At 63.0% G+C, this 14794-nt stretch carries 14 protein-coding genes and 1 tRNA gene; 13 read left to right on the top strand and 2 right to left on the bottom strand.

Annotated features, from left to right (window positions below):
• Positions 1–49 precede the first annotated feature (49 nt).
• The 13 genes from KBA48_RS28385 to KBA48_RS28325 all read left to right on the top strand — a co-directional run bounded on the left by KBA48_RS28385 (position 50) and on the right by KBA48_RS28325 (position 13186).
• Positions 50–126 (top strand) — tRNA-Met (locus tag KBA48_RS28385).
• A 342-nt stretch (positions 127–468) separates the two neighbouring features.
• Positions 469–864: a DUF2946 family protein gene (locus KBA48_RS28380; protein WP_292912061.1), complete on the top strand. Its 396-nt coding sequence runs from the start codon at positions 469–471 to the stop codon at positions 862–864.
• A gap of 249 nt (positions 865–1113) precedes the next feature.
• Entirely contained in the window at positions 1114–3204 is a 2091-nt protein-coding gene (locus tag KBA48_RS28375; protein ID WP_292912060.1) for a TonB-dependent siderophore receptor, read from the top strand.
• A complete protein-coding gene (locus KBA48_RS28370) occupies positions 3201–4514 on the top strand; it encodes a PepSY domain-containing protein (protein WP_292912059.1) in 1314 nt (437 codons plus the stop codon). Before KBA48_RS28375 ends, KBA48_RS28370 begins: the two co-directional genes overlap by 4 nt.
• 19 nt (positions 4515–4533) lie before the next feature.
• Complete coding sequence (locus KBA48_RS28365) at positions 4534–4890, top strand: copper resistance CopC family protein (protein ID WP_292912058.1); 357 nt, start codon at positions 4534–4536, stop codon at positions 4888–4890.
• A gap of 1 nt (position 4891) precedes the next feature.
• Positions 4892–6142, top strand: coding sequence for a copper chaperone PCu(A)C (locus KBA48_RS28360; protein WP_292912057.1), 1251 nt, complete (start codon positions 4892–4894; stop codon positions 6140–6142).
• 130 nt (positions 6143–6272) lie between these two features.
• Complete coding sequence (locus tag KBA48_RS28355) at positions 6273–6632, top strand: DUF2946 family protein (protein ID WP_292912056.1); 360 nt, start codon at positions 6273–6275, stop codon at positions 6630–6632.
• A gap of 239 nt (positions 6633–6871) precedes the next feature.
• Positions 6872–8929: a TonB-dependent receptor gene (locus KBA48_RS28350; protein ID WP_292912055.1), complete on the top strand. Its 2058-nt coding sequence runs from the start codon at positions 6872–6874 to the stop codon at positions 8927–8929.
• Positions 8930–9122: 193 nt separating this feature from the next.
• Complete coding sequence (locus KBA48_RS28345) at positions 9123–9494, top strand: DUF2946 family protein (protein WP_292912054.1); 372 nt, start codon at positions 9123–9125, stop codon at positions 9492–9494.
• Between the two features lie 53 nt (positions 9495–9547).
• Entirely contained in the window at positions 9548–10087 is a 540-nt protein-coding gene (locus KBA48_RS28340) for a DUF2244 domain-containing protein (protein ID WP_292912053.1), read from the top strand.
• A 15-nt stretch (positions 10088–10102) separates the two neighbouring features.
• A complete protein-coding gene (locus tag KBA48_RS28335) occupies positions 10103–10990 on the top strand; it encodes an MbnP family copper-binding protein (RefSeq protein WP_292912052.1) in 888 nt (295 codons plus the stop codon).
• Positions 10987–12108 carry a methanobactin export MATE transporter MbnM gene (locus tag KBA48_RS28330; RefSeq protein ID WP_292912051.1) on the top strand — a complete coding sequence of 374 codons (1122 nt, stop codon included), beginning with the start codon at positions 10987–10989 and terminating at the stop codon, positions 12106–12108. The genes KBA48_RS28335 and KBA48_RS28330 overlap by 4 nt, the downstream gene beginning before the upstream one ends.
• A 55-nt stretch (positions 12109–12163) precedes the next feature.
• The gene (locus KBA48_RS28325; RefSeq protein ID WP_292912050.1) at positions 12164–13186 is read left to right on the top strand and encodes a TonB-dependent receptor plug domain-containing protein; all 1023 of its coding nucleotides are present in this window, start codon (positions 12164–12166) and stop codon (positions 13184–13186) included.
• 208 nt (positions 13187–13394) lie between these two features.
• On the opposite strand, the gene KBA48_RS28320 is transcribed toward KBA48_RS28325, so the two are convergent.
• Both KBA48_RS28320 and KBA48_RS28315 read right to left on the bottom strand, forming a co-directional pair.
• On the bottom strand, positions 13395–13964 hold the full coding sequence (locus KBA48_RS28320) for a hypothetical protein (RefSeq protein ID WP_292912049.1): 570 nt from the start codon (positions 13962–13964) through the stop codon (positions 13395–13397).
• A gap of 226 nt (positions 13965–14190) precedes the next feature.
• Positions 14191–14794: transposase (locus KBA48_RS28315; RefSeq protein ID WP_292912048.1), on the bottom strand; the 604-nt coding region annotated here is incomplete at its 5' end.

The following is a 14794-nucleotide window of genomic DNA, read 5'->3' as shown; positions in this document are numbered from 1 at the left end:
GCCGGCCCATAAGGCCGGCGTTCCCAATTGGGGAAAATATCCCCTCTGACGCGGGGTGGAGCAGCCCGGTAGCTCGTCAGGCTCATAACCTGAAGGCCGCAGGTTCAAATCCTGCCCCCGCATCCATGGCTAAGCCGTTGATCCCCATAAGGATCAACGGCTTTTGTCGTTTCTGGGCCAACCTACCACATACCCCGCAGGTAACATATAGGTAACGGAAGAAAGTGAATTTGGGCGTAGGTGGCGCCATCACAAGCGCTGCGGCCGAATTGTCTCGGGCCAAAAGCGACAAACGACGATGGGTCGGGCATTGCTGGAAAATTCGAGTAGGTGATGTCGTAGTGGGTGGATATCGGAGATCAGGAGTTCGCGGGGGGCCTATGATCTGGAACGCTTGCGTTGGGTTGCTGCCGTAGGCATTCTGCGACCCGCATGACAGAAGCCTGAAGAGAAGGTAAGGCGACAACCGTGCATTCGCTACGCAGCCTTATCCAGACCAACCGCTTGAGCGCCGTCGCCTTTTTGCTGCTGGCGCTGCTGATGAAGCTTGTGGTGCCGGCTGGATTCATGCCTGTGGCCGATAATGGACGGATGATCATCAGCATCTGTTCAGGGGCGGGGCCGATGGTGCTTTCTGTTCCGGGGCAAAGCAAAACGGACGACAGCGGGCATTCCGGCAAGAGCGAACAGCCTTGCGCGTTCACCGGCTTGTCGGCTTCGTCTCTCGCGGCGGCCGATCCGGTTGTGCTGGCTGCGGCCATCCTGTTCATCTTGGCGCTTGGACTGCGCCCGGTTTTGGTGCTTGTGCCCTTAGCCCCGGCCTATCTTTGGCCGCCGACCAGGGGGCCGCCAGCGAGCGACTGATCGCGGCTGTACGGGCGGATATCGGTTGCCGGGCAGGCGTATGCCCCGGTCCGACCAACAGGGCTCTGTCCCATATTCCCCACATTTCAATCCGACCGTCTGCCACAAGGCGCTTCAGCCTGGATTCAATGGCATTGCGGGTCGGCGTGACGCTGCCGGGCGAGGTATCGACCATCGTCTGCGCACCGACCATCAGCATGGTGACCGCCAGACGGTTTCCATCATGAATGTTTCAAGGAAATAGTCTCCATGAGAGTCTCTTGTCTCGCCCTTGTCGGGTGTCTTGTCGTTCCGTCGGCCGCTGCGCAGGACCGTCTGGGCGATGACGAAATTGTCGTCACCGGTACCAAGGTCACGGGCTTCGGCGTCAAGTCCGGCATCCCGATCGATCAGGTGCCGCAGAGCATCCAGGTGATCGATGCTGACGACCTGATCGGTAGCGGTGCCCGCAGCGTCGAGGATGCGTTGCGTGCCGTTCCGTCGGCGACCGTCGCGCGCAATCGTGTCTCCGGCTATGGCGGCAACACGCTCCGTATCCGGGGGTTTTCACCGCAGCAGATCCGCAATGGCATCTACCAGCGCTTCTATGATGGCACCGACCCGTCGGCACTGTCCAATATCGGGCGGATCGAGGTGCTGAAGGGACCGTCCGGGGTGCTGTATGGCCAGTCCGGGGTGGGCGGCATCATCTCCATAATCACCAAGCAGCCGACGGATGCCTTTGAAAGCTCGGTAGCGCTGACCGGCGGCATGTATGATCAAAAGATGGTTACTGCCGATGTCAGCGGCCCCATCGCCGACACGCTGGCCATCCGCCTGACCGGGGAGATCGAACGCTCCGGCTCGTTCGTCGATCATCTCGACCTGGACCGCGAGAATGTCGGGCTGGCACTGGCCTGGAAGCCCTGGAATTCGGTTTCGGCGCACCTCGTCGCCGAATATCTGCATCGTGAGACGCTGAACAATCCGGGCCTGCCCACGGTCGGCACCGTGATCGGCAATGGTGTCGCCAGGGTCAAGCGTTCGACCTTCCTGGGCGAACCCTCCTACAATCTGCAGGAAAATGATGCGCCGCTGGTCCAGGCCTGGGTCGATGTGGATCTGGGCGGGTCATGGACCCTGACGCCGCGTTTTCAATATAGCGAGTGGAACAATACTGGCCGCTCGACGGAGTTGGGCCAACCGGCCGCCGGCAGTCTGACGCTGATCCCCCGCACCGGCCGCAATGCCGGCGAGAATGACAAATTCTACGTTGCCCAGCTTGATCTGGCGGGGGAGGTGATGACCGGTGGCATCCGCCACACGCCGCTGTTCGGCATCGAATATAATCATGATGATGTGCCGTTCACGATGCAGCCGGTGGTGCCCTGTGGCGTGGGGCCCATCGATGTGTTCGCGCCGGTCCATGGCTGCGGCGCACCGACCAGCAATTTCGGCTTCACGGCACGCGCGCAGCTTGAGGGTGCAGCCCTTTACGCGCAGGACCAGATCGCGCTGACCGATGCCTGGCATGTGGTGGCCGGCATCCGCCATTCCGATTCCACCAATGATAACAGCTTCACCACCGCCTTTTTCAGCACGTCTGACAGGATGAAGCTCAAGAACACGAGTTGGCAGCTTGGCACGGCCTATGCCCTGGGCGGCGGGGTTTCGCTGTTTGGCGGCTACAATACCGGATACGACCTGGGTGCCGTCACCGGCCACCGCAAGGTCGATGGTACGCCATTCAAGCCCGAGACGTCGGATCAGGCCGAGGCCGGCCTGCGCATCGTGCGCGACAATGTCCGCGCCAGCATCTCGGCCTTTCAGGTCCGGCGCGACAATGTTGGCGTTACCGATCCCGCCAATGCCGGCTTCTCCGTGCAGGATGGCCAGTTCCGCACGCGCGGCTTCGAGCTGGAAGGGGAATGGTCGCCGGTGGCAGGCTGGTACCTCCAGGGCGGCTATGCCTATCTTGACGCGGAAATCTCCAAATCCAGTGACCCGGCCGCCGTGGGGGGGCGCCTTGCCGAAACGCCGAAACACACTTTCACCGGGACGACCCGCGTGCAGATCGGGGAAGTTGAGTTTCGTGCCTCCGGAAATTACGTGGGCGCGCGTAAGATGATCAATGGCGGTGCGGTGACGCTGCCCGACTATGCCGTGTTCGACCTGGGGGCTGGTACCGAGATCGGGGCATTCCGTATCGATGCCACGCTGACCAACCTGTTCGACAAGACCTATTATTTCACCGACAACGCCTCGCGTTACTCGCTCAACACCGAGAGCCGGGTGCTGGTCGGGGAGCCGCGCACCATCAGCCTGCGCGTTGCCTATCGCTTCGGGGCGGGTGGCCGATGAGCGGGCCCCGGTCCTATGCCACGATCTGGCGCTGGCATTTTTATGCCGGCCTGTTCGTGCTGCCCTTCATCCTCATCCTGTCGCTCACCGGTGCTATCTATCTGTTCAAGCCGCAGATCGAGCGGTGGGAGGAAAGGGCCTGGCTGGGGCTGGGCACGCAGGGGGCGGTCTCGCCCGAGGCCCAGCTCGCGGCCGTGCTGGCCGCGAGCCCGGGTGCCCTGTTCGAGAATTATCGCCTGCCGCGCCAGGCCGGCGATGCCGCCATGATCCAGATCGCGACAACGGATGGCGGCAAGCGGCAGGTCTTCGTGTCGCCGCAGGGTGCGGTGCTGGGCAGCCTGGAACCCGGTGCGCGTCTGGCCGACATCGTGTCGCGCATCCATGGCACCTTGCTGCTGGGCCGCTGGGGCGACTGGCTGGTCGAACTGGCCGCGAGCTGGACCATCGTGATGATCCTGACCGGGCTTTATCTCTGGTGGCCCCGCCCGTTCAGCGCGGCGGGCACGCTCTATCCCCGGCTGTCGCTGAAGGGACGGCCCCTGTTCAAGGATATCCATCGCGTCACCGGCTTCTGGATCGCGGGGCTCGTCCTGGTCATGTTGGCCAGCGGTCTGCCCTGGGCCGGCGCATGGGGCGGGGCCTTCACCTGGGCGCGAACTGAGCTTGGCCTGACCAAGGGGCAACAGGACTGGAAGGTCGGTGCCGGTGGCGGCCACGCCGGCCATCATGACGCGGCACCGTCCGCGATGCCGCCCGCTTCGGAACAGCCGGGCCTGTCCTTGTCCAGCTTTGTTGCCAGGGCAGAAGCGGAGCAGATGGCTTTCCCCGTGGTGGTGTTGCCACCGCACGCGCCGCAGCGTTTCGGGCCGCCGACCGGCGATGTCTGGACGGTCAAGTCCGAGGCGCAGAACCGTTGGCTGGGGCGGCAGGTGACTTATGATCCGGCGACCGGCCTGGAGACGGGACGGCGCGGTTTCGCCGACCAGCATATCATCGACCGGATCGTGAATACGGGCGTGGCCTGGCATGAGGGGCAGTTGTTCGGCTGGATCAACCAGTTGATCGGCGTGCTGACCGCAATCGCGCTCATCACGGTCAGCATCCTGGGTGTCACCATGTGGCTGAAGCGCCGGCCGCGCGGCACATCGGGCGCCCCAAAGGCCATCGCGGGCGCCACCCAGCGCTGGATGGTCATCACGCTCATTGTGCTGGCGCTGCTGCTGCCGCTGTTCGGCGCTTCGCTGCTGCTTGTGCTGGCCATTGATCGGCTGGTCCGCCGTTTCAGCCCCCCACCATCACCGGTTTCCTGATCCCGAAAGGACGAGGCAAATGACGAAACTGTTCAAGATGGCGGTTGCCGCCCTGTTGCTGGCAATCCCCGTGGCCGTTGAAGCGCATACCACGCTGCGCAGCTCCGATCCCGCAAGCGGCAGCGTCCTGACCCAGTCGCCGCCAATATTGACGCTGACCTTCCTGGAAGCGGCATCGCTGACGTCGCTGACCCTGGTCAATACCGACGGCGAGCGCAGCCTGCCCTTCACACCGTCGGGCAGCGCGTTGACATTCGAAGCGCTGAAGCCGGAATTCATCCGTGGCCGCAACGAAGTGCGCTGGCGGGCGCTGTCGCGCGATGGACATGTCATCGAAGGCAGCATCATTCTGATAATGCGCGCGCCCAAGCCCTGACATGTTCGACGCGGTTGCCGCCCTCTTCAAGGCTGTGGGCTATGCGGCGGCGCTGACCGCCGCCGGGACTGTGATGGCACGCGCATCGCTTGCGCGCCGCCTGCCGGCGGTACCGGCGACCCTCGGGTTGACGCGGTGGGCCGGGCTGGTGCTCTTGGTTACCGCCTGGGCCACGGCGCTGCTGTTCTTTCTGCGTCTGGGTGGCGACGGGAGTTCCACGACCCTGAAAGCCATATTTCTGTCGCCGCTGGGTGCGGCGCTGGGTCTGCAAATGATCGGCGGACTGTGGGTGGCGGTATACGCGAAACGCGCTGTCGCATTGGCCGGTGCGCTGCTGATCCTTGTGGCGTTCGGCGTTGTCGGCCATTCCGCATCGCACGGCTTGCAGACATCGGTGACGGTGGTGCTGCATGTGACGGCAGGGGCCTGGTGGTTTGGCGGATTATGGATATTGCTGGTCGCCGCGCACACGTTTCCGGCCGATAGGTTCGCCGATCTGGTCGGCCGGTTCAGCCGTCAGGCCATGGTCGTCGTGAGCCTTCTCCTTGCCGCGGCCCTGATGACCAGCGCCTTGCTGCTGGAGTTCCGGTTCGAGCCGACGCTGGCCTATCCGCGCGGTCTGATGACCAAGCTGGCCCTGGCCGGCGGCCTGCTCATGCTGGCCGGGATCAATAAGCTGATCCTCACGCCGCGCCTGGCCGTCAGGCCAAAGGCGCGTGTCTGGCTGCGATGGATGATCGCGGCGGAACTGCTGCTGTTTGTCGGTGTCATCGCGACGACGGCCTATGTCACCACCTATCTGTCGCCGCATGGGGCAAGCGCCGCCATGCATGCTCATCAAGGGCAATTCCAGGTGGAAGGCCCGATTGGCATCGCTGATCCCTGGGCACCGGCAATGCCCGGCAGTGCCGCGACCGGTGCCGGATACATGGTGATCGTCAACAATCAGCCGGTTGATGACAGGCTGGTGGCTGTCAGCAGCCCCTGGGCCGAGCGTGTGACGCTGCATGCATCGATCCTGGAGGATGATATCGCCCGCATGCGCAGGCTGGAGGCACTGCCGATCCCGCATGGCGGCAGGGTGGTGCTGGAACCGGGCACCTTTCACCTGATGTTCAGCGGCCTTTACGCTCCCTTTGTGGCGGGTGACAGCGTGCCGGTGACGCTCACGTTTGAACAGGCTGGCAGGGTCGATGTGGTGCTTACGGTTCATCCCCTGACCCGACAGCGGCTGCCGGGGCACGAGCATTGAGATGGATCGTTCTTCACAGGGTCCGGCGGTGATGGAAGCAAATGCCGCAGGCGGGGTTGTTGACCCTGCTGACAAATGCCATCACAAGAGGCGTATGGACACGCGCGGACACAGGGGCGGAGCATTCGGCATGCGGCGGCTGGCCGGCATGATGCTGCTGTGCGCCCTTTTGCTGCGCGGTATGATCCCCGGCGGTTACATGCCTGATTTCGGCATGGGGGAAGGTACAGGCTTTCTGATCGTCTGTTCGGGCACTGGTGACCTGACCATCGTTGATCCGGATGGCGGACAGGCGCCCGCCGACACGCATCAGGACGGTCTCTGCGCCTTTGCCATGCTGGCAAACGCTCTGCCATTGTTGGCCGCTATAGTGCTGCTGCTCTGGCTGTCGCCCCGGAATGTGCCGTACCGGCTGCCGGACATTGTGCAGGCCGCCAGGCGTCTTGCCTGCGCACTGCCTGCCGCGCGGGCACCGCCCGCCCTGGCCTGATACGGGCTTTTCTCCTCAATTTCCATATAACGGCATCGGTGCTCGTGTCACGGACATCGCTATGACCCTCGTCCACTGTTGATGGACAGGTTCACAGTGACCTGCGCCGCCATCGGCCCTGCCAACCGCCGCCCCGTCATGGGGGACGCGTTTCATGGATCGGCGCAGCCCGCAGCCAGACCAGGCATTCCGGCCACGGATCAATCTGTGGCGATCTTCGGACACAATCTTCGGGGCAGATGATGAAATCGTCCTATTCGACTATCGCTTTGCTTTGGGCTCTGCCCTTCACCCAGCCTGCTTTTGCGCAGGAACCGGCGAATGACGCCGCCGGTATCGACGAGATCATCGTGACGGCCCAGCGGCGCGTGGAACGGCTGATCGATGTTCCCATCACGATCAACAGGCTGGATTCCGCAGATATAACCAGCCGTCGCATCACCACGATGCAGGATCTTTCCTTCGCTGTCCCCGAGCTGATCAATGTCGTCACCGGCATGGCGCAGAACCGGGCCATGCTGCGTGGCATCGGCGATGGTGGCGGGAACTTCCCGCAAGTCGGCATCTATCTGGATGAGGTTGCCGCTGACGGCCCGCTTGGGCGTCCCCTGGATGTGCGTGTTCTGGATATCGAGCGGATTGAGGTGCTGAACGGGCCGCAGGGTACGCTTTATGGTCAGGGCTCGTTGGGCGGAACGGTGCGGTTTCTGACCAGGAACCCCGTCATCGGCGAGACTAGCCTGACAGCTGGTGCCGATGTCAGCAGCACGAAGGATGGTGCGCTGTCCCAGCGCTTCACCGGCATCACCAATGTGCCGGTGAACAGCAAGGTGGCCCTGCGGGTTTCCGGGACTTATGAGAATTTCGGCGGCTGGATCGACGCGCCGACGGCCGGCCGCAAAAATATCAATGATGGCGAGCTGTTCGATGCCCGGATCAAGGGTTTGATCAAGGTGACCGAGACCCTGTCCTTGACCCCGATGGTGCAGGTCCATCGCAATGATGTGGGTTCCTTGAATAATGGCGAGAATGCCGACGGCAACCTGATCCTGCCGCCCTTCGCACCCGATGCGGTGCAATCCGCGAAGAATGACCATGAGCTGTACAGCCTGACGGCCAATTGGGACCTGGGGGGCGTGGAGCTGCTGGCGGTCGGCTCTGCCTTCCGTAACCTTTCCAGGGGTGCCTTCTACAGCCCGTTCGCGGGTATGGGCCGGTTCTTGCGGTTCGACAATCACGACAAGGCGCAAAGCGCAGAAATGCGCCTGACCTCCGGTAATGTGGACCGTTGGCACTGGGCCTTCGGTGGGCTGTATCGCCATGGGGATTTCAGTTCCATCAACACGCTTTATCTGATGGGCCCCGCCAACGGCACCACGGCCAACAGCGTGAATATTCCCAACATCGCCACGATCAAATCGGATAGCTGGTCGGCCTACGCGAATACCAGCTTCGATCTGACTGATCGGCTGGAGATCGGCGGCGGCCTGCGTTACTTCACCGACAAGGAGAAGGCCCCCGCGGCGGCGCAAGCCGACAAGCGTTTCGATTCCGTCGATCCGCGTATCCATCTATCCTACAAGCTGGAAGAGGGCTGGAATATCTTTGCCAGTGTGGCAAAGGGCTTCCGCAGCGGTGGGTTCAATGTCGTCAATCCCGCCCTGCCACCCTCCTTTGGGCCGGAAAAACTGTGGAGTTATGAGATCGGCACCAAGTTCCGGGCCCTTGACGGGCTGCTGAACGGTGAAGTGGCCGGTTTTGTCAGCCGGTATAATGACATGCAGGTATCGACGATCGCCAATTCCGTTGGTCTCGGCTATACAGGCAATGTCGGTCGCGCCCATATCAAGGGTCTGGACTGGTCATTGGAACTGCGTCCGGTCGACGGGTTCGCCCTGGGTGCCAGCGGGGCCCTGCTCGATACGGAGATCGTCTCCGTGGCCCCTCGCAGCGCCTATGCCGAAGGGGACCGGCTGAACTATATCCCGAAATCCAATCTCGCCTTCTTCATCGAAAGTTCGACCGATTTTGCGGCGGACCTGACCGGGCGGCTGCGTGCCGATTACAACCGGCGGGGGGCTTCCCGTTTCTCCCAGCGCACCGCCAACCTGACGGCGGCTGGTGAACGATTGGATCTGGTGAATGTCAGCGCCGCCCTTGATTGGGAGAAATACAGCGTTGGCGTTTACGTCGACAATCTGCTGAACGAGCGTGGAGAGATATTTCCAAATCCGGTGAATTTCGCCACCCGTGCCGTTCCCCGCACCCTTGGTGTCAAGGGAACGGCATCCTTCTGATCGCCCGCAGGTCAGGCTTCCGGTTGCGTCGTTGCGGCCGGGAGGGGCCTGCATGGCGCGAAAGGCAGGTGGCAGAATCCGATTTCGTGTGACCCCATTGATGTGCCGCAAGGTGGCGGACGGCCAGAGACTATAGAAAGAAGCGATGATCCGGCAGAGGCGAGAGAAAGGCGAAGGGGGAGCGGCCGCAGCCATGGCATGGCTGCTGTTGCTGGCGTTCGGCCTGCGCGCCCTGTTGGCACCGGGCATCATGCCGGATTTTGCCGCCGATGCCGGATCGCTGGTCACCATCTGCACCCCGCAGGGCGAACGCGCCCTGTCACCGGACGGCGGGCAGGGTGGTCACACCACGCATGCCCAGGTGCCTTGCCTGTTCGCGGCGGCCGGCTTCGCTAATCTGGGGGCGGTGTCAGCTCCCGCCCTGTCCGTACCGGTCGAATGGGTGCTGTCCAGGCTGGTCTGGATCACCGACGCCGACCCAGCCCCTTTCGGTCTTGATCGCGCCCATGCGCGGGGGCCGCCGGCCGTCACCTCCCCGTCATTGCTTCCGGGTTCCAACGTCTGATCCCAAGGGGATGGGCGGGGAACCGTTCCATCCTTTCGACCGTGGAATCCACCATGACCCCTGGAATGTCGCTGCCTTTCTCCGCCGCTGCAGAGCCGGTGGACGAAAGGCCCTTGTTTGATGCCATCATCACCCCGCCGGCCTCCCTGGGCGAGCGTGGTTTCTCCACCTTTATGGCTGTCACGCTCGCCGTCGTCTGTCTGGTCGATCTGGCCCTGATGGCCGCCGGCCTCTGGTGGGCGATCCTGTTCCTGACCGGGAACCTTGTCTTCCTGCTGGCCGCCTTCATCGCCGTCCGCCGGGCACGCGAGCGTTCGGAGCGGGTGGTGGTGCAAGGCGGGCAATTGCGTCTTGAACGCCATTGGAAGGGCGGGCCGGGCTGTGCCGACACGCTGCCTCTGTTCGGGTTGCGGCTGGTGCGGGTGCGCGACGGTGCCGGCCATTGCCGCCGCCTGGAACTGCACAGCCGGTCACAGCGCCTGTGTTTCGCCGCCGACCTGACACCCAAGGAGCGGGAGGCCTTTGCCGAGGCGCTGGGCCGCAGCCTGCACCGCGCCGGCTTTGCCATCGCCATGCCCGTACAGCCTTACTGATAAGGAGTTCGCATCATGTTGAAGTTGCATACATCTATGGCGCAGGTCTTGGCGCTGACGACGATCCTGGCACTGGCCGGTTGCGCCACGCCGCCGCCCAAGGGCGACCGGCCCGTCACCCTGCGCTTCGCGATGGACGCGGCGTGCGGCCGGGATATTGCCGGTATCGCCGCCGTGCCGGTGCAGGTGCGCGATGCGCGGCTGTTCGTGTCGGAGGTGGCGCTGATCGACAAGGCGGGGCGGGTGGTGCCGGTCATGCTGGACCAGAATGTCTGGCAGCATCAGGGTACGGCCCTGCTGGATTTCGAGGATGCGACGCAGGGCTGCACCGGCACACCGGACCTTAACGACCGGATCACCGGCACGGTGCCGGCGGATGATTATACGGGCGTGGTTTTCACCATCGGCGTGCCACCGGCCCTGAACCACAGCGCTTACGAAAAGGCGCCGGCGCCGTTCGACCTGACGGCCATGGGCTGGAGTTGGCAGGCGGGCCGCAAGTTCATTAAGATTGAATTGCTGCCCCAGGGCGGGGTGCAGCGCCCCAACGGCACGCCGACCGGCGCCTGGAACCTGCATCTGGGGTCCAGTGGCTGCAAGGGTGACCCGGTAAAGGGGGAAACCGTCACCTGCGCGGCATCCAACCGCATCCCCGTGCGGCTGGAAAGGTTCGACCCGGCGCGCGATGTGATCGATATCGACCTGAAGGCCCTGTTCGCCGGCACCGATCTAACGCGCGACGGCGGCGGGGCTGTCGGTTGCATGAGCGGCCCCAGCGATCCCGACTGCACCGTCCTCTTCCAGGTGATGGGCCTGCGCCTGAAACCCACGGTGGAGGGCGGCGTCGATGGCGGGCAACCGTTGCCGGAAGGGCAGCGCTTCATCAAGGCGGTGCGGCCGTGAGGTGGCTGGCGGCGGTCTTTCTGCTGGGAATGTCGGCGTTGGCATCCCCGGCGTCAGCGGCGGAACCGGCCTGGGTCTGGAACCTGCCGGCCGATGTGCCGCCGCCGGTGGTGCCCGACGACAATGCGATGAGCGAGGCCCGGTTCCAGCTTGGCCGCCGCCTGTTCTATGACGTGCGCCTGTCGGGCGGGGGCAACCTGTCCTGCGCCAGTTGCCATCTCCAGCATCTGGCCTTCACCGATGGCAAGGTGCTGGGCATCGGTACGACGGGGGAGGCGACGGCCCGTAACCCGCAGGGGCTGGCCAATGTCGCTTGGGCGCCGACCCTGACCTGGGCGAACCCGGCCCTGGTCACGCTGGAACGCCAGATGGAGGTGCCCCTGTTCGGCGAGCATCCCGTGGAGATGGGCATCAACGATGCCAACCGCCCGGAAATCCTGGAAAGGATTAAGGCCGACCCGCTCTATCAGGCGGGCTTTGCCGATGCCTATCCGGGAGAGCCGCTGGGTTTCGCCACCATCATCAAGGCCATCGCCAGCTTCCAGCGGGCGATCACTTCCTTCAATTCCCGCTATGACCAGTATCTGCGCGGGGAGGCGGAATTGAGTGCCGCCGAGGAACGGGGGCTCACCCTGTTTTTCGGGGAGAAGGCGGAATGTTTCCACTGCCATGGCAGCTTCAATTTCAATGACCAGATCCGGCATGTCAGAAGCCGCGTCGTCGATCTGCCCTTCCACAATACCGGACAGTTCAACGTTGACGGCAAGGGCGCCTATCCGCTGGGCAATGAAGGCCTGTTCGAGCACACGGGCAAGCAGGCCGATCACGGTGCCTTCCGCGCGCCGAGCCTTCGTAATGTCGAGGTGACCGGCCCCTATATGCATGATGGCGGCGTGGCCAGCCTGGAACAGGTGCTGGACAATTACGCCGCCGGAGGCCGCGTCACGCAAAGCGGTCCGGATGCCGGGGATGGGCGGTTGAACCCGCACAAAAGCGACCTGATCGCCGCCATCGACCTGACACCCGCCGAACGCGCCGACATCATCGCCTTTTTGAAAACCCTGACCGACCGGGAATTGCTGACCAATCCCCGCTTCGCCGACCCGTTCGCGCGGTGACGGCAAGGCCGGCACCCGACCAACCAATCAATCAGAACAATCCCCTGGGGGCATCATGAATAACCGATTTTCTTTCCGCCGGATGATCCTGGCCGGCCTGTCGCTGTCCGCCCTGATGGCGCATGCGACCCTGGCGGCGGCGCAGGACAAGACGGACGAGACAGTGGCGCTGCCGCGCATTTCCGTCACCGACAGCGTCCGTTCCGGCGCCGCACCGACGGCGGCCGAAACGGACGGGACCGGCTCCTACACCAGTTCTGCCGCCACCCTGATGGGTAAGGAAGCCGTATCGATCAAGGAAATCCCCAGTTCCGTTTCCGTCATCACCCGTCAGGTGATGGATGACTGGAACATGGTCACGCTCTATGACGCGCTGTCGCAGGCGACCGGCGTCACCGCCATTCCCAATGATGGCACGCAGGCCCAGTACAATTCCCGCGGCTATGGCATGAATGCCATGTATAACGGCATCCCGTCCTACAATGCCTTGAGCGGTAACCAGCAGTTCGACCTGTCCATCTATGACCGGGTGGAGGTGCTGCGCGGCACGGCTGGCATGCTGATGGGCACCGATCCCAATCCCGGCGGCACGGTCAATATGGTGACCAAGCGCGCCAAGGCGGATTTCGCGGCCACGGGTACCGTTTCTTATGGCTCCTGGGACAATTTCCGGGCCATGGCCGATGTGACCGGGGCCGTGAACGCGGAGAAGACGCTGCGCGTGCGGGCCGTGGCGTCGGGACAGTGGCGGGACTATTTCTACGACCATTCCGACAGCAACAAGCAGGTCGGCTACCTGACGGCCGAATATGATATCGGCGAGGCGACGACGGTGACGGCCAAGGGTGCCGAACGCATCGCCGCTTGCTGGGCCGAGAACCGTCGCGTTCCCCAGATCGTCTACAAGCCCGACTGGACCCGCCACAAAAAGGCGGCCCCCTTTCGCCGCAACGACCAGATGTTGGAAACCCTACCGATCGGCCTCATAGCTTTTCCAGGTTCCGGCATCACCCAGAACCTCGCCGACAAGGCCCATAAGATGGGCGTGCCGGTGTGGCGGTTCGGGGAGGGGGGATGAAGATCAGCCAGACCGACCTGATTGTAGTGTTCGGGGCCGAAAGCGGACGGGCGGGTTTCGGTTGGGTCACGGCGAAAGCGGCCATTTCGGCTCGCCCATCAAACCTCCGTTTGACGGACGGGAGCGACAGTGGGCCGATTTCCGGCGTGCAGCCTGTCTCGGTCATAAGGTCATCATCTACGGTCCTGAAAGATATGGTGCCCCTGCTTTAATTGCATTGGAACCGCCAAATTTTTCCGTTCTCGATCAACCTCTTCAACTCAGCCAAGGGGTCACGATCGGTACCAGCACACTGCCGGTCAAGTTCTCTGAGTAGGTGCGCGTATTCATTGCGGAGGTTAGTTGCAAAGATGCCTGGGTCGTCTGAACCTACACAAATGTTCATTTTTTCACCCTGGCCTCTTAGGCCTAGCCAACGGAAAATGTGATGTTCCGCATAGGAACGGTATACGCTGATCCGAACATTGCTGGTGGGTAGTGTTTCAAGGACAATGCCGCGCATGCTGATTTTTTTCAAAACACAATCCTGCAACAACCGAATCTGCTCCGAATTCAGGGGTTCTTCCATTGCCTCGCAGTCGATCGCGATCTTCTCTGCGCTACGGTTGACCACATCGCCATGGCCCAGCGCACCATGATAACGGGTGAAGAGTTCGAAGGCTCTTTGGTTCTTCTTGGCCTCCTCTACTTTGTCGAATTCCGCCTCCAGGCTGCGATCGAAAGCAGTCAAGCGTGAGCCGGACAGACCAAAAGCTACCAGTGGGTCAAGCCTACGCATCTCCCAGGCCTCATACAGAAGGTCCGGCGGCTCGGCACTGCCGTAGATCTGCCGAGAAAGGCGACTGATCTCGGTACCTAGCCCGTCTTATTCACCGGACATGATCTGAGCGACGGTCTCCTGTCTGTAGGTGCATGCCAGGGTGGCGCGAATAGCGCGGTATTATCTTGATTTTTGGGTTGGGGTTTCTGGGTTGTGGGTTTGCCGGGACACGCCGTCCCGTTGCTCATGCCGGTGCCGGCTTGAGCGCGAATGCCAAGCCGCGGAACAGGGGTGCTTCGGGGCATGATGCTGCAAAGGCGATGCGGACGCGGCTGGTTGTCTCGATGACGCGGGCGGCGATTTTGAGCAGCCGTAGTCTGAGGGTTGCGAACTCGGCCCTGGCAAGGGGATTTTGGCGAGGGACGGCATCGCGGACGGTGAGCATCAGCCAATAAGCCGCGGTGTGCAGGAACAGGCGGACCTGATTGGCCAGCGGGGATCGGCAACTGGTGCGATCAGACGCCAATTGGGTCTTGTGCAGCTTGATCAGGTTCTCGGCCTGTCCGCGGGCACAATAGAGGCTCTCATACAGCCATTCCGGCGTGCCGATATCCAGGTTGGTGACCACAAAGCGGATATCCAGGCCGAGGCGGGTGGCCTCGATGCGGGCGACGACGCGGCGCTGTCTTTTCCATGATCCCGCCTTGTGGATGGCCTCGGCAAAGCCGCGCACGGCGTCCTTGTCCTCCACGGCGCGGTTGGTGCGCACGGTATCGGCGGCGGCCTCTACCTTGGCCTTGAGCGGCCTGGAGCCGGTCAGGCCGAAGATATAGTGGATGCCGTTATCC

The sequence above is a fragment of the Niveispirillum sp. genome (assembly GCF_017996735.1).
Lineage (GTDB): Bacteria > Pseudomonadota > Alphaproteobacteria > Azospirillales > Azospirillaceae > Niveispirillum.
The sequence above is the reverse complement of the archived record's forward strand: the minus strand, read 5'-3'. Positions and strand labels throughout refer to the sequence as shown.

What these genes read in the sequence shown, in the direction of transcription:
- KBA48_RS28325 (WP_292912050.1), top strand. Translation starts at nt 12,164, where the DNA reads ATGAATAACCGATTTTCTTTCCGCCGGATGATCCTGGCCGGCCTGTCG.
- KBA48_RS28350 (WP_292912055.1), top strand. Translation starts at nt 6,872, where the DNA reads ATGATGAAATCGTCCTATTCGACTATCGCTTTGCTTTGGGCTCTGCCC.
- KBA48_RS28320 (WP_292912049.1), bottom strand. Translation starts at nt 13,964, where the DNA reads ATGCGTAGGCTTGACCCACTGGTAGCTTTTGGTCTGTCCGGCTCACGC.
- KBA48_RS28355 (WP_292912056.1), top strand. Translation starts at nt 6,273, where the DNA reads ATGCGGCGGCTGGCCGGCATGATGCTGCTGTGCGCCCTTTTGCTGCGC.
- KBA48_RS28340 (WP_292912053.1), top strand. Translation starts at nt 9,548, where the DNA reads ATGACCCCTGGAATGTCGCTGCCTTTCTCCGCCGCTGCAGAGCCGGTG.
- KBA48_RS28365 (WP_292912058.1), top strand. Translation starts at nt 4,534, where the DNA reads ATGACGAAACTGTTCAAGATGGCGGTTGCCGCCCTGTTGCTGGCAATC.
- KBA48_RS28360 (WP_292912057.1), top strand. Translation starts at nt 4,892, where the DNA reads ATGTTCGACGCGGTTGCCGCCCTCTTCAAGGCTGTGGGCTATGCGGCG.
- KBA48_RS28375 (WP_292912060.1), top strand. Translation starts at nt 1,114, where the DNA reads ATGAGAGTCTCTTGTCTCGCCCTTGTCGGGTGTCTTGTCGTTCCGTCG.
- KBA48_RS28335 (WP_292912052.1), top strand. Translation starts at nt 10,103, where the DNA reads ATGTTGAAGTTGCATACATCTATGGCGCAGGTCTTGGCGCTGACGACG.
- KBA48_RS28345 (WP_292912054.1), top strand. Translation starts at nt 9,123, where the DNA reads ATGGCATGGCTGCTGTTGCTGGCGTTCGGCCTGCGCGCCCTGTTGGCA.
- KBA48_RS28370 (WP_292912059.1), top strand. Translation starts at nt 3,201, where the DNA reads ATGAGCGGGCCCCGGTCCTATGCCACGATCTGGCGCTGGCATTTTTAT.